Origin of the sequence: Roseovarius gahaiensis (assembly GCF_011601345.1) — a bacterium.
In the GTDB taxonomy this organism is placed as follows: Bacteria; Pseudomonadota; Alphaproteobacteria; order Rhodobacterales; family Rhodobacteraceae; genus Roseovarius; species Roseovarius gahaiensis.
In genome coordinates, this window is sequence record NZ_JAAORB010000057.1 from 1 (window position 1) to 13,142 (window position 13,142).

General features: G+C 58.8%; 9 protein-coding genes. 2 read left to right on the top strand and 7 right to left on the bottom strand.

What is annotated here, in order from left to right; genetic code table 11:
• Positions 1-539: 539 nt before the first annotated feature.
• The 6 genes from HAT86_RS15915 to HAT86_RS15940 all read right to left on the bottom strand — a co-directional run bounded on the left by HAT86_RS15915 (position 540) and on the right by HAT86_RS15940 (position 9,505).
• On the bottom strand, positions 540-1,172 hold the full coding sequence (locus HAT86_RS15915) for a response regulator transcription factor (RefSeq protein ID WP_167200162.1): 633 nt from the start codon (positions 1,170-1,172) through the stop codon (positions 540-542).
• A 661-nt stretch (positions 1,173-1,833) separates the two neighbouring features.
• Positions 1,834-3,927 carry a vanadium-dependent haloperoxidase gene (locus HAT86_RS15920; protein WP_167200165.1) on the bottom strand — a complete coding sequence of 698 codons (2,094 nt, stop codon included), beginning with the start codon at positions 3,925-3,927 and terminating at the stop codon, positions 1,834-1,836.
• Positions 3,928-3,989: 62 nt separating this feature from the next.
• Positions 3,990-4,403, bottom strand: coding sequence for a hypothetical protein (locus tag HAT86_RS15925; protein ID WP_167200168.1), 414 nt, complete (start codon positions 4,401-4,403; stop codon positions 3,990-3,992).
• A 4-nt stretch (positions 4,404-4,407) separates the two neighbouring features.
• Entirely contained in the window at positions 4,408-5,736 is a 1,329-nt protein-coding gene (locus tag HAT86_RS15930; RefSeq protein ID WP_167200170.1) for an HlyD family type I secretion periplasmic adaptor subunit, read from the bottom strand.
• A 14-nt stretch (positions 5,737-5,750) separates the two neighbouring features.
• Positions 5,751-7,724: a calcium-binding protein gene (locus HAT86_RS15935; RefSeq protein WP_167200173.1), complete on the bottom strand. Its 1,974-nt coding sequence runs from the start codon at positions 7,722-7,724 to the stop codon at positions 5,751-5,753.
• Positions 7,721-9,505 (bottom strand): type I secretion system permease/ATPase, encoded by a 1,785-nt coding sequence (locus tag HAT86_RS15940; protein ID WP_231125943.1) that lies wholly within the window; start codon positions 9,503-9,505, stop codon positions 7,721-7,723. The genes HAT86_RS15935 and HAT86_RS15940 overlap by 4 nt, the downstream gene beginning before the upstream one ends.
• Positions 9,506-9,774: 269 nt before the next feature.
• Here HAT86_RS15940 and HAT86_RS15945 point away from each other — a divergent pair, with 269 nt between their 5' ends.
• Together HAT86_RS15945 and HAT86_RS15950 are read left to right on the top strand one after the other, a co-directional pair.
• Positions 9,775-11,634, top strand: coding sequence for a sensor histidine kinase (locus tag HAT86_RS15945; protein ID WP_167200176.1), 1,860 nt, complete (start codon positions 9,775-9,777; stop codon positions 11,632-11,634).
• Positions 11,627-12,064, top strand: coding sequence for a response regulator (locus HAT86_RS15950; protein WP_231125944.1), 438 nt, complete (start codon positions 11,627-11,629; stop codon positions 12,062-12,064). The genes HAT86_RS15945 and HAT86_RS15950 overlap by 8 nt, the downstream gene beginning before the upstream one ends.
• A 102-nt stretch (positions 12,065-12,166) precedes the next feature.
• Here HAT86_RS15950 and HAT86_RS17090 read toward each other — a convergent pair whose 3' ends face one another.
• Entirely contained in the window at positions 12,167-12,808 is a 642-nt protein-coding gene (locus HAT86_RS17090; RefSeq protein ID WP_167200179.1) for a response regulator, read from the bottom strand.
• Positions 12,809-13,142: the final 334 nt, after the last annotated feature.

Genomic DNA, 13,142 nt, shown 5'->3' on the forward strand with positions numbered 1-13,142 from the left:
GGCATGAGGAAACTGACCGTTCTGACGCTCAATGTCGATAAAGGTGCGATAGCGCCCTTCCTCGTGCAGACGGTTGAGTGCCGCATCGAGATAAAACTCGCGGCCACGCTGACAGCCAAGGCAGCCATAGCATGTCGCGCGGGGGGGTGTCTGTGTCATGCCGGCCTTCCTGCAAGATACGTGCTGAACCAATGTGTTGCAGACAGGCTAAGGGCGATGCCCCACGGGACACAGATGAGAAGGTCCAAGCGAAAATGATACCAAGGTCCAAGGCGGGCTTGGCGCACGGGCGGATGGGGCGGTCCCCATACGCTCGCAAACGCAAGCAACCCTGCCCGCAAACGCGACAGGGCCACGGGTGCCGGACATAGGCACCTGCGGACTAAGGGATACGCATTATGGGAAAAAGGGGTGCGGCGCGTCCGGAGATGCCTGAGACGCCATCACGACCGCACCGCTATAATGGCCAGGCGGTAAGAAATCGCAACCTGACCATTCGAGTACGGGGGCGGCGGGCAACCGCCCCCGAAAAACCGGTGTCAGACCCCGAGACGTTGGGCTTCCAGAACCACCTCAAGACGGTTGGCGGCGCCGAACTTGTCCTTTAGCGAACCAACATAGTGCTTGACGGTTTTCTCGCTTATTTTGAGCTCGACCGAAATCTGACCGTTGGTCATGCCCTGCATCAGATGACGCACCACTTGGCTTTCACGGGCGGTCAGGCGCAGTCGTTCGGCCTCTTTGCGCTTGGCTTCGGCCTGACGCAGCTTGGCGAAGATGTCCATGGCCATGTCGGGCTGGACATAGTTGTCGCCGTTCATGACACGGCGCACCGCCACGCAAAGATCGGACAATTCGCTATTGTATGTCAGGATGCCGGAGGCCCCGGCGTCCAGTGCCTCGACAGCGGTGTCAATGCTTTTTGCCGAGCAATAGGCCAAGATGCGCAGGGCCTCGCAGGATTTGCGGAACGACCGCAGGGTTTTCATCGGCTGATCCAACGAGCCCAGATGCACGATCACCACATCGATCTTGTCGCGGGCGCATGTGTCAATAAGCTCAGGCGTGAAGGCAACAGTGTAATGCAAATCGAAGGACTCGCAGGAGGATATCAAACATTCGAACCCTGCACGCGTGATGGCGTGATCACAAATCACAATAGTTCTATACATTTTTGTCCCCATAAGGTCGGCGCGGACGCCGCAGCATCGTTTCCGCACCCGTTCCGATGTCAGGTTGGTTTACGTTCTTTTCCAAAACGGAACTTGCACAACGACTATCCCAGAAAAAACGACCCAAGCCGATCTATCTTTCGATACGCTGGCCGTCTTTGGGACTCGCGTCGAGCGGGCAAACCGTCCGAAACCGGATGCAAACGACGTTTTCAATACAACGCAGCGGACGGGCCTGAAAGCGGAGTGCTTTCTGTTAAGATATTAAATTCAAACAGTTTATAAATCTTTTGATTTTGATTTAGATCATGGTCCGAGGCTTCATTAGACGATAAGTGCGCGATGGATTGACACCTGACCGGAAGACACCGCCGAGACCCTTGGTCAGTCAAGAATTTGGACTTTGGTCTTAGTCCGGGATAGCCGCTAAAGCGACGCTTTGCGATATCTCAAGATTCGCGTTTGTATGATTCGCAGAAAGCTAGCCGTCTGTATGAAACTGGAATGGCCGCAACAGCAGCAGACAAGGGGTTTGACACACCCTGTCTGTGACCGGTGTGGCTGCAAGCTGCAGATCGCATGCAAAGGCTTTGGATGCCGGTCACGCGACCGGATCGGATCGGGATGCTTATGCCCGATCCGGTCATAAGCGTGCGGCCCTTCAGCCGAACAGAAACTCGTCGAAAAAGGGCTGCTGTTCGGGCTGCGCGTTACCGGTGAAGAAGTCAGTGGCGAGGTCATAGGCCTCCGCGCCGATCGTCTGGCCCGCGCTGAGCGCGTCAAGATTAGCGTCGCTGAAGTGAATCCCGCCATAGATCCGCGATACGCCCGCGTCCGAGGCGGCCTGCGAGAACGTGTCCCATTCAAAAAGGTATGTCTCGCTCGGCAGCGCAGCATCGAAGGCGCTGGTGCCCGATGCAACGGTGACGTTCGCATCAAACTGATCGGATCCGGTGAAAGCGGTTAGCACCGCAGCGCCAGCAGCCGAGAACGTGCTGTGTCCCGACGTGTATTCCGCGAACGGTGGCGATTGTTCACCGCCAGGCAGCTGGTAGGTGATAAAATTCTCTGCAAGGATCGTGCGCGTTCCAAGGCTGGTGCCGGTGTCGGGATCAATGTCGGCGAAAGCCTGAATCACGTATCCACTCTCTCCGGTAAGGTCGTCCACGCCGGGTTCACCGATCAGGCCAAGCTTGCCCAAATCGCGGATCACTGTGACCGGGCGGGCGTAGTCGAAATGCACCTTGGCGTCCCATGTCGCGATGGCGGCGTCATTCATGGCGTTGCCCATCGTCATAAACAGCTGCGCATCCGAGGCTACGTCATGGCCGTCACGCTGCGAGACATATTGCGCCAGCGTCATCCAGGCGCCGGGCGGATAGCTGGTGCCGGGGCCGTCCTCCCAGAATTCGGCGATCAGTTTCTGATCTTCGGTCAGGGTTGCGCTGGTCTGCACGATGGCTTCGGCTTGCGCGATGAAGGCCGGGTTAATGACCGCACCAATCAGGGCCTTGTCCACGGGGATGGTATGACCGGCCTGCCACACCTGCCCGTCAAGCTGAAGGGGGGCCGCAAGGGTGATCGTGTTGGCGTCGAAATTGAGAACGGCGTCCTGCTGATCGGCGGTGAAGAACGGTTCTGGCCCATCGGGTCGGGTCAGAGAGGTGTCGGTTAGGCCATTGGGTGTTTCAGGCAGCGCAAAGCCTTCAGCAAGGCTGCGCTCCGGTGTGAGAAAGGTTTGCAGGGCGTCGGGATCGGGGGCCAAGGCACCCTGCTTTTCGGGGGTCCAGCGGGCGATGTCTGTGCGCGTCGCCGGGTCGGGATTGACCGGAGAGTAAAACCCGTCCGACAGGTCGGCCAGCACCGCCGCTTCAGCCAGACGCGGGGTCACGACATCCTGTGCGGCGTCAATGCCAACGCGGTGCGCGCGACTGTCGTCCGAAATGTCGATGTCCAAGCGTTCGGACAGCACGTCGTCGAACATGTCGCGCTGATCTGGAAAGAGGTGTGACAGAGTACGATGGGCCGCGACATGCATGGCCGTCTCAATCTCGGCACCGGAGGCATCGGCGAGTTCCGCAACATCCAGGTTGTCGCCCTTGATGTCGATCGACACGCGCTGCGCGCGCGCGTCATAACTGGCCTGTGCGTCGTAGATCGCGGTGTGGACTATCGCAAAGGCGCGCGCGGCATTGGTCGGGCCGCCGCCGGTCTCGACGATCACGGATTGCAGTATCTGGTCCCAGAGCACGCTTGGCGTAGGGTCAGGCGTGTTGACCGTCATCAGGCGCGGCCCACCTTCGGCCAGAAGATCCGGACCCGGCGTTTCGAGCATTGCGATCAGAGAGGCCGTCTGGAAGGTTTCACCACCGGCGGTGATCGTGGTGACGTCTTCAAGGTTCTCGGCCTCGCCGTCTATGCGGCTGCGGGCGATCAGAGCTCCGTCGTCAAGAAAGAAATCGTAGTCGCGCAAAGGACCAGCAAGGGCGAAGGTTTCCGCGGGGGCTGACGAGTACTGATCCGTGGGGGTGCGCAAAATTTCGAAGCTTTTCACATCTTCGAATTCCCATTCGGCATCGCCGCGCCGCGCCTCGATCTCAAGTTCCTTGTCGTCATGGTCGATCTCGTAGTCGCTGGGCTTGCCCTTGAGGTAAAGAATGTGCGTCTTGCCATCTTGGATGAACTTGATTTCGAATGCGCCCTGATGTCTGTTATCGTTGTCGCGATCGTGGTCCTTGCGTCTTTTACGTCCCATGAACTTTTGTCCCTGTATTGTTGTGGTTTCTTTTGTCGGATTTGGGCGGTGATCTTGATGCGTCAGGCGTCTTCAGCCCGGCGCGGCGGCGGCGCGTAGGTGGGCATGGCGTCAATATTCGGCGTCAAGCAGTTTTGATTGCGGCGCGGGGTGCAGAGCGTCTTGAATACAAGCATCTGGCTCAGCGACAGCCCGTTATTGCCGCGCTTGGCGCAGTCCACATCTTCACGGCCGTTCCGTTCAAGCGATGTCACGCAGACCACCACGCCACCCCGCAAAAACGTGTTGGCGAGGCGCTTTGCCCTCAGGCCAGCCGCCAGTGACGTTGGCGGACACGAGACACCGTGAATGCTCATGATCCTGCCATTGAGGTTCAGGGTATCTCCGTCGAGCGCCTGCCAGGTCATGTCCCTTGGTTGCCCGTGCGCAGAAGTCGCCAGAACCAACGCAACGGTGGAAAGTCTGATGCGCAGCATGCGATTACCTTTCCTTGAAGGCCCGCGCGAACTGATCGCTGAAGGGCTTGACGAGATAGGACAAGGCGGTGCGTTCGGCGGTGGTAACATAAACTTCGACCGGCATGCCCGGGCGCAGTTCCTTGCCGCCAAGGCGGGCCAGTTGATCGGGCGCCACATCGACCTTGATCGAGTAGAAATCACCGGGCATCTCGGGGTCGCTGGTGGCGGCAGCGGCCACATAGGATACGGTGCCCTCGATTTCGGGCGTTTCGTTCTGGTCGAAGGCGACAAAACGCATCCGGGCGGCATATCCGGTGTCGACCTGTTCGATCTGCACCGCCGGAACGCGGGCCTTGAAGACCAGTTCGGACTCTTCAGGGACAATGGTTGCCAGAATCTCAGCAGGGCTGATGACGCCGCCCACGGAATTGACGTTCAGATCATTGATCAAGCCCGAAATCGGCGCGCGGATTTCAGTGCGCGACAGGGTGTCTTCGATGACGAAACGCTTTTCGTTGAGTTCCGACAGTTGGGTTTCGATCTCGCGCAGTTCGCGTTGCGCATCGGTGCGCATGGTTTCCTGCATCGACAGGATTTCCAGTTCAAGCTCGCTGACGCGGCTGCGGGCCCGACCCAGCGACGAGAGGATTTCGCCGCGTTCACCACGCAGGCGGACATTCTCGCGCTCGATCGAAAAGGCAACATTGCGCACGGTCAGGCGACGCTCGGACAGGTCTTCGACGCGGGCGCTTTCGGCTTGAACAAGATGAATTTCATCATGCTTGGCATCAAGCCGGGCTTCCAGACCTTCGATCTCGGTGCGGATCTGTTCAATCCCCAGGTCGATCTGTTCCTTGCGGCTGACGAAGGATGAAAGGTTGCCCTCAAAAATACGCCTTTCACCGACATAGATCGCCTGGAGCGCCGCGGGCAATACGACCAGATTATCAAGGTCTGTTGGCATGGAAAATTCTGTCAGGAGATCGCGCTGCGCTTCGAGGCGGCTTTTGCGGATCGCCAATTCGGCGATTTTGCCATGAAGGATCGCACGCTCGGTCCGGGCGGATGTATCATCAAGCCGCAGCAGGATGTCGCGCTCACGGACGCTATCGCCAACATTGACAAGGATGTCCTTAACGATGCCGCCATCACGGTGCTGGACCACGCGGAGATCGCGATTGACCGATACTTCGCCGCTGACCACTACAGCGCTGGCAAGATTGGCATGCGCCGCCCAGCCAAAGATCGCGGCAACCAGAAGTGATGCCATCACAAGACCGGCGATCACCCGCCCGCGAATGGAATAGATGGCGTTTTTCGAGGCGTCGGGGGTTTTGCTGTTGTGCATCATGGCGAGGCTCCTGTTCAGGATGTGAAGTCTTGGGAGGGATCGGAGTCGCGATCGAGACCGCTGATCCAGAGATCTAATTCGATTTCGCCGGTCTCGTGTTCTTGGCGAAGTTCTATGCGGCGAAGCATCAGGGCGTCTTCATCGTCCTGATGAAAACCGGGGCGACCATAGGTTTCGGCCACGGTTTCAGGATCGAAGACCGAGATCCGAGCCTCGAAATCCGAACTGTCCTTGTGGATGTCGCGGGTATCCTTGACTGCGTGCAGATCAGAAAGCGCAAGGTGAATATCATCGGTCAGCACCAGCGTGTCGTCATAGCCAAACTCGGTGATCTGGAACACGGTTTGAGGGATGAGAGAGGCTCCGGGGCTGAAAAAGCCTGACAGGTCGAATACCTCTTTGCCGGGGCCTGCCGTGAAAATTTCAATGCTTGTAAAGCTGTCCGGCTGAAGGTCGGGGCGCGTGATCGTGCCTGCGGCGATGTCGATATGCGCCGGCTGTCCACCAAAGGACAAATCGAGCCGATCCATCCCTGCGCCCCCCTCGACCGTATCAGGCGCATCGTCGGCGGTCAGGTGGATTGTATCGTTCCCGGCATCGCCAAACAGAAGGTCCGCACCGGTGCCATCCCACAAAATGTCGTCGCCCGTCCCGCCCGTCAGAATGTCATCACCCGCACCGCCATCGAGCGTATCGGCACCCTGCCCGCCAGCCAGACGGTCGTTGCCGCGGCCGCCGGTCAGGATGTCATCGCCCGCCGCTCCGATCAGCAGGTCATCGCCCGCGCCGCCCAGAACGGTGTCGGCCCCTCCACCTGCATAGATCAGATCGTTGGCGTCGGTGCCCAACAGAGCATCGGCGGTCGATTGGCCGATGATGATATCACGGGTGGCCAGCAGCGGATCGTCAAAGCAATCGACATCGGTCCCAGCGAAGGGATCGCAACCTTGGCCCGTGTCACAGTCAAAAGATAGGTCGCAGTCGGACCCGGAGTCGCAGGCCGTGGCGTCGTCACAGGGTGCGTCGGACCCGGCATCGCAAGGCGCGCTGCCCTGATCGATGGGTGTATTGTCCTTATCGTCAGGTCTGTCGCCTTCATCCTCTCCACCATCTTCGGGTGGGGTGACGGGCGGCGGCGGGTCTTTGGGGGTGCCATTATCGCCGCCCTGATCTTCAGGATCAGGGGGATCGGGCACAGGCGACGTCACGTCATCGTCGCCTGTGCCAGCGCCGCCGTCACCATCACCTGCACCACCATCGCCGTCCTGATCTTCAGGGGCGGGGGCATCGTGCAAAGGCGGCGTGACGTCATCGTCACCAGCACCAGCGCCATCGTCATCGTCACCAGCACCAGCGCCATCGTCATCGTCACCTGCACCACCATCGCCGCCTTGATCTTCTGGGGCGGGGACATTGGGCACAGGGGGCGTGACATCACCATGACCCGCACCACCACCGCCACCACCAATACCGCCGCCGGTTGTCGGCGTTATCGGATCGGTTGCGCCACCCCCCTCAAGGTCCGGGCCGTTGGGCGCAGGTACAGCCATCGACTGAAATTTCAAAGGCTGAAGGGAGGAGGCATCGAAGCCTTGCGGTTGCAGCCCCGAACCGGCGGACGACAGCACAGCGGGCGGCGAGGATTGCGGCGATGTCACGGTCGCGCCCTGCGCCTCCGCGGCCGCCTGAAACAGCTCGGCGTTGCCAAAAGACATGCTACCGCTGTTGTCGGCAGACGAATTGTCCATCTCGCAGATCGGCGCGGCGTTGTCGTCGGCCTCAAGGGGCGTGTCGGGTGCGGCTTGCGCCGCAACCTCGGAGCCGCCAAGCAGGGTCTTGATATAGGCGACCAGACCGAACAGGGCCATCATCGCCATACCGATCTTGCGCTTGGGAATGGCCGTCACTGTCTGGCGCAAGCCGTCCATCGCGGTCAGACGCTCCTTGCCGGGTGTCTGAACCTGTTTGGCTGATTTTACCTCGATCATGTGCCCGTGTCCTCCGGGCCCAGTGCGGCTTGCATGGCCGTGCCTGTGGCGGTGCCAGCCGCGCGAAGCGGCTTGGCGGGCGGCACCGGGGCTGGCTTGACGCGCATGATATCGGATTTCGGGCCAAAGCGGCTGAGCGCGCCATCCTGAACAACACCGACCAGATCAACATGCTCGAGCGCGCTTGGGCGGTGGGCGACGACGATCACAATGCCGCCACGCTCCCGAATGCTTTGGATCGCATGGCTGACAGCGCGTTCGCCCTCGGCGTCAAGGTTGGAGTTCGGCTCGTCCAGAAGGACGACAAACGGATCACCATAAAGCGCCCGAGCAAGGGCGATGCGTTGACGCTGACCGCCTGACAAGCTGGTGGCATTGGCGCCCAATTCAGTCTCGTAGCCGTCGGGCATAGCAAGGATCATCTCGTGAACGCCAGCCGCACGCGCCGCCGCAATCACCTTTTCGGGATCGGGATCTGCAAGACGCGAGATGTTACGGGCAATCGTGGTGTCGAACAGGGTGTAGTCCTGCGGAAGATAGCCAAAGCTGCGCGCAATCGTATCCTCGCCCCACTGCACCAGGTCGGCACCATCCAGACGGACATGACCACGCAGCACCGGCCAGACCCCAGCCATGGCCCGCATCAGCGAGGACTTGCCGCCACCACTGGGACCGATCAGGCCAAGCGCCTGCCCGGCTTCAAGCTGAATGCTCACATCCGACAAAAGCACACGTCCCGACCCTGGGGCCACAACAGTAATCCCTTCGGCCGCAAACGACCGTGTCGGATCAGGCATTTGCAGCGGGCTTGCTTGCTCAGGTAAAACCGCCATAGTCTGCTTGACAGACGCCATCGCGTTCCGGGCCGCGATGAGGTTTTTCCAGTTGGCGATGGTCGAGTCGATGGGCGCAAGGGCACGGGCCGAGGCCACTGAGGCGGCGATGATTGCACCGGCGGTCATCTCGCCCATGATGGTAAGATAAGCGCCCAGGCCCAGCACCGCTGATTGCAGCATCATGCGCAGCACCTTGGACAAGGCACCCACGGTGCGGGTCACGTCACTGGAGCCGGATTGCAGCGACAAGTGCGCCTCGTTGGCCTGCTGAAACTGGGCCAGGGCCTGCGACGAGAAGCCCATCGCCTTGATGACATCGGCATTGCGCGCGTTGGCCTCGGCCACCGAGCTGCGCTGAACGGCGGCGCGGCTGACCTGGGCATTGGCTTTGCGCGTCATCAGCTCGGTCAGGACGGTCATCAGCGTCAGGACCACAGCACCGCCGATGGCCAGCGCCCCCAGATAGGGGTGCAGCACAAACACGAAGGCCAGAAAAATTGGCATCCACGGCAGATCGAACAGCGACACAAGTGCTGGGCCGCCGAAAAAATTGCGCAGCGTATCAACGGTGCGGCCCCTCTCCATCGCTTCAGCGACCGAAAAGCCATAACGCGGCATGTCGATGCTCATGCGGTGGATATCGGGCGCAACCCGGGCATCAAAACGCGCGCCGACCCGGTGAAGGATCTGCGAACGGATCACGTCAAGCCCTCCCTGAAACATATAGAGCCCCAGTGCCAGCGCCGAGATCAGCGCAAGCGTCGGGATGCTGCCACTCATCAGGGCGCGGTCGTAGATCTGCATCATGTAGAAAGCGCCTGTCAGAGCCAGGATATTGATGATCCCGGACAGGCCGAAGATATACAGGAACACCGGCCGCAACCCGGCGGTCAGGCGGGCAACGCGTGCATCCTTATCAGACTGTCTTGAAGGGGATCGGGCCATGTCATGTGCTCCTTTGGGTCAAACCTGTCTCACGTCTTATGGCGCAAAGACGGGGATCGGCCTTCCACGCTATGTCGGATCAAAATTCAGACCTTTGTCCGTGGCAGGACACGGACTGTCGACACCCCTCCGCCCCGTCTTTGGGACAGCACCAGCCAGGGGATCGGCATGCGATATCAGACCTTGGTCCAATAGAGCATCAGACCATCGAGACTGGCCCGACCACGCCTTGAGTGTAAGGTCGGCGCAGGAGAACTGCAGGAGGTATCGTGAGCGCGCACGCAAACACACCCGAGCGCCCGCTGCCCGGACTATCCGGCAGCGGCGCAAAACTGGCTCGTTTCAAGGGACGGGTTTGGCCCCTGCAGCGACAAATCGCGGTGATGGTTCTGGCCGCGGTCCTTGTTTTTGCACTGGTCATCCAGTTTTGGAACCATCGCAACTTCATGAACACTGAGATTGACCGGGCGCAGGAAAAGCATCTTGTGATCGCGCAGAACGTGTCGCTGTCGCTGTCGCGTTATGTCACTGACGTTGCGCGTGTGTTTGTCCATTCGGCCATCGAAATCAGTAATATTAACAGTCGCGCCTCGCGCGACATACATCTCTCTTTGCTGATCTCGTTGAACGTGGAAAGCATGGTTCTGTTGCCGGATTTTCGGGCGGATTCACCACCAGTCAATCGACTTGGCAAGAATCTGCCCTTGCCGGAGCAGGTTGTGCTGGATGATCTGCGCGCAGGCAGCAATGCGATGCTGGGCGGGGTTCAAATCTCGGGGCTGCAGCGGATCGGCGACGAAAAATACTTTATTCTGGGCTACGAACTTCCCGATCAGCGGCTGGCTATCGGCTATATGAAAACCGACTATATCAAGGCGGTTCAACGGGCCATTGCCTTTGGCGAATTCGGACATTCAGCGATCTTCGATCAAGACGGTCGCGCCATCGCGCACCCATCAACCCAAGTCGAAGAGAACATGGTGGATGCCTCGAATATCTCGGCCGTGCGGCGAATGCTGAACCGCGAGACCGGTGTCGAGATGTTCTTTTCCCCGCCCATGCAGAAGGACATGATCGCCGGGATCACCTTTGTGCCCGAAACGGGCTGGCCCGTCATGGTGCCACAGCCAGTCTATGAATTGTCGAACGCAGTTAATGCCAGCTTGTCGAAATTCTACCTTCTGGCGGTGACGATGGCCGCCCTTCTGGGGGGCGCGGGATGGGTGGTATCGCGCAGGCTTGCCCGTCCAGTCCGGCAATTCACTGAGATCAGCCGCAAGATCAGCGACGGGGATTACACCATCACCCTGCCCCACGAGGAGCGCTCCTCGACCGAGATGTGGCAACTCAACGAGTCGCTGAAAGCGATGATCGACCAAGTGCGCTGCTCAGACAACAAACTGCGCGAGGCGCTGCGGCTGGAAGCGGAAGAGAACAGGCGCAAGAGCGACTTTCTGGTGATCGCCGGGCATGAACTGCGCACGCCGTTAAGCGGTGTGGTGGGCATGCTAACAATCTGCCGCGAGCAAAGGGACGATGTGAACCGTGACAGATATTTGGATGTGGCGTGGTCGTCGGCAAAAGAATTGAACGCGCTGGTCGATCACATGGTGGATTTCGCCGAGGGCGCGACAGAGTCCTTCCGGCTAGACAAAATGCCATTCGACATCGAGGCAAAGATCCGTGACATCGAGGCGCTATACAGCAACCTTGCCCGGAATGCCGGACTGGAGTTCAATCGGATAGGGCTTGGTGATGGCAGCACGCGGATCGTGTCGGACCCTGCACGCCTGTCGCAGTTGATCTCGAAGATCATGGAAAACGCGATCAAATTCACCCAGAGCGGCAGTATCACGCTACAGTCCGAAATTTCCGAGCAGGATGGCTGCAAATGGCTTAAGATAGCGATTATAGATACCGGAATCGGCATCCAAGAGTCAGAACTTGAGCGTATTTTCATGCCCTTCGAACAGGTCGAATCCTCTTTTACAAGATCTTACCGTGGCATGGGCATTGGGTTGTCCGTTGCGCAGGCCATCGTGAACAAATTCGGAGGCCGCATCACCTGCACAAGCAAACTTCACGACGGAACGCGGTTTGAGATATGGACCCCCATCGAACTTGTATAACCCCTCAATCGACGCGATCGGCAGGCAGATGGGGCCGGTGAACGATCGGCGCAACATCCTTATTGTCGACGACGACGCGATCAACCGAATGGTCGTCCGCGTTTTGATGGAGCGCCGGAATTACCGCGTGCTCGAAGCTGCAAGCGGCCCCGAGGCGCTGGAAATGATCAAGGGTGAAACGTTTGATGTCGTACTTATGGACCTGAGCATGCCGGGCATGGATGGTCTGGAGACCACGCGCCGCATCCGCGGCGATGACGCGCGCAACCTGTTACCGGTGGTGGCGCTGACCGCGCATACCAGCCCCAAGGAACAGAAGATGTGTATGCAGGCCGGCATGAACGCCGTCCTGCGCAAGCCCTTCGAAGCAGAACAGGTGGACAGGCTTCTGGAGCTACTGGACCATTCCACCAAGGGGCCGGGTGCCTGATCTCATAGATACGCTTTGACAAAGGCTGGCCAGATGCCACCCGATATGTCCGATTGCAAAAGGCTGATCCGGGCCAAGGCGCAGGCCCCCGGATAACAGCAATCAGAAGTCGATTAAGGCATTGTTGCGGGCGATGACAGCGGCCTGCACCCGGTTGGACGCCTCAAGTTTGCGGCAGATCGCGCGCATGTGCATCTTGACGGTTGTTTCGTTCAGATCGACCTGACTGGCGATGCTTTTGTTGGTCATCCCTGCTGCCGTAAATTTGAGTATCAGCAGCTCAATCTCGGTCAGATCGTCGCCAATCGGACCATTGGACGGTGCCTCGATCACCGAAGAGGGCAAGAAAGTCTGACCAGACAGGATCAGGCGCAGCGCGCTTTCAAGGGACGTGAGCTGCATCGTCTTCTGGATGACGCCATGCAACCCCAGTCCGATCGCGCGCTTGACGATGTGGCGATCGGTGCTGGCGGTGAACAAGGTAATCCGCGCCCCGCTGTCCAAGTCAATTACCCGCTTAAGACTATCGAAACCTTCGACGCCGGGCATCCGAAAATCCAACATCACCAAATCGTATTGCGGGCCATCCGTCATGACGGCAATAGCGTCGGGCAGGTTTTCTACAGTATCGACTGAAAACTGCCCGTTTTCCATCAGCACGCTGGCAACGGCCTGTGCTATAAGGGTATGATCGTCTGCAAGAAGAATCCGGATTTTATCCGACTTTTTGGGGTTTGACGTCACGGAACACTCCACACTATATCCTTTAGTAGTACAGCTTTCCTAAGCACCGGATACCTGTAAAAAGCCAGTTCTAAAAGCCTATGACGGGTATTGTTCCTGCCCAGACCGCATGCAGGATTTTAGGTGGATGAATAACTAATTAGCAACGTCTTTTCGTAAGGGGAAATTCTCTGATATACGAAAAACATGGCAAGATATCCTATGGTATTATTGCGGCGTCTTTTGATCGGATTCTATATCTACCCTTGCGTTCATAAGAGTTATGACTGGATCTGGTGTTTGGGCGATTTGAAGGTTGGCGGCGTATCTGGTTGAATTGTTGTTGCGAGACAGC

Bases quoted from the DNA above. Each gene is read 5' to 3' on its own strand.
- HAT86_RS15925 (WP_167200168.1), bottom strand. From the start codon at position 4,403: ATGCTGCGCATCAGACTTTCCACCGTTGCGTTGGTTCTGGCGACTTCT.
- HAT86_RS15930 (WP_167200170.1), bottom strand. From the start codon at position 5,736: ATGATGCACAACAGCAAAACCCCCGACGCCTCGAAAAACGCCATCTAT.
- HAT86_RS15940 (WP_231125943.1), bottom strand. From the start codon at position 9,505: ATGGCCCGATCCCCTTCAAGACAGTCTGATAAGGATGCACGCGTTGCC.
- HAT86_RS15935 (WP_167200173.1), bottom strand. From the start codon at position 7,724: ATGATCGAGGTAAAATCAGCCAAACAGGTTCAGACACCCGGCAAGGAG.
- HAT86_RS15915 (WP_167200162.1), bottom strand. From the start codon at position 1,172: ATGTATAGAACTATTGTGATTTGTGATCACGCCATCACGCGTGCAGGG.
- HAT86_RS15920 (WP_167200165.1), bottom strand. From the start codon at position 3,927: ATGGGACGTAAAAGACGCAAGGACCACGATCGCGACAACGATAACAGA.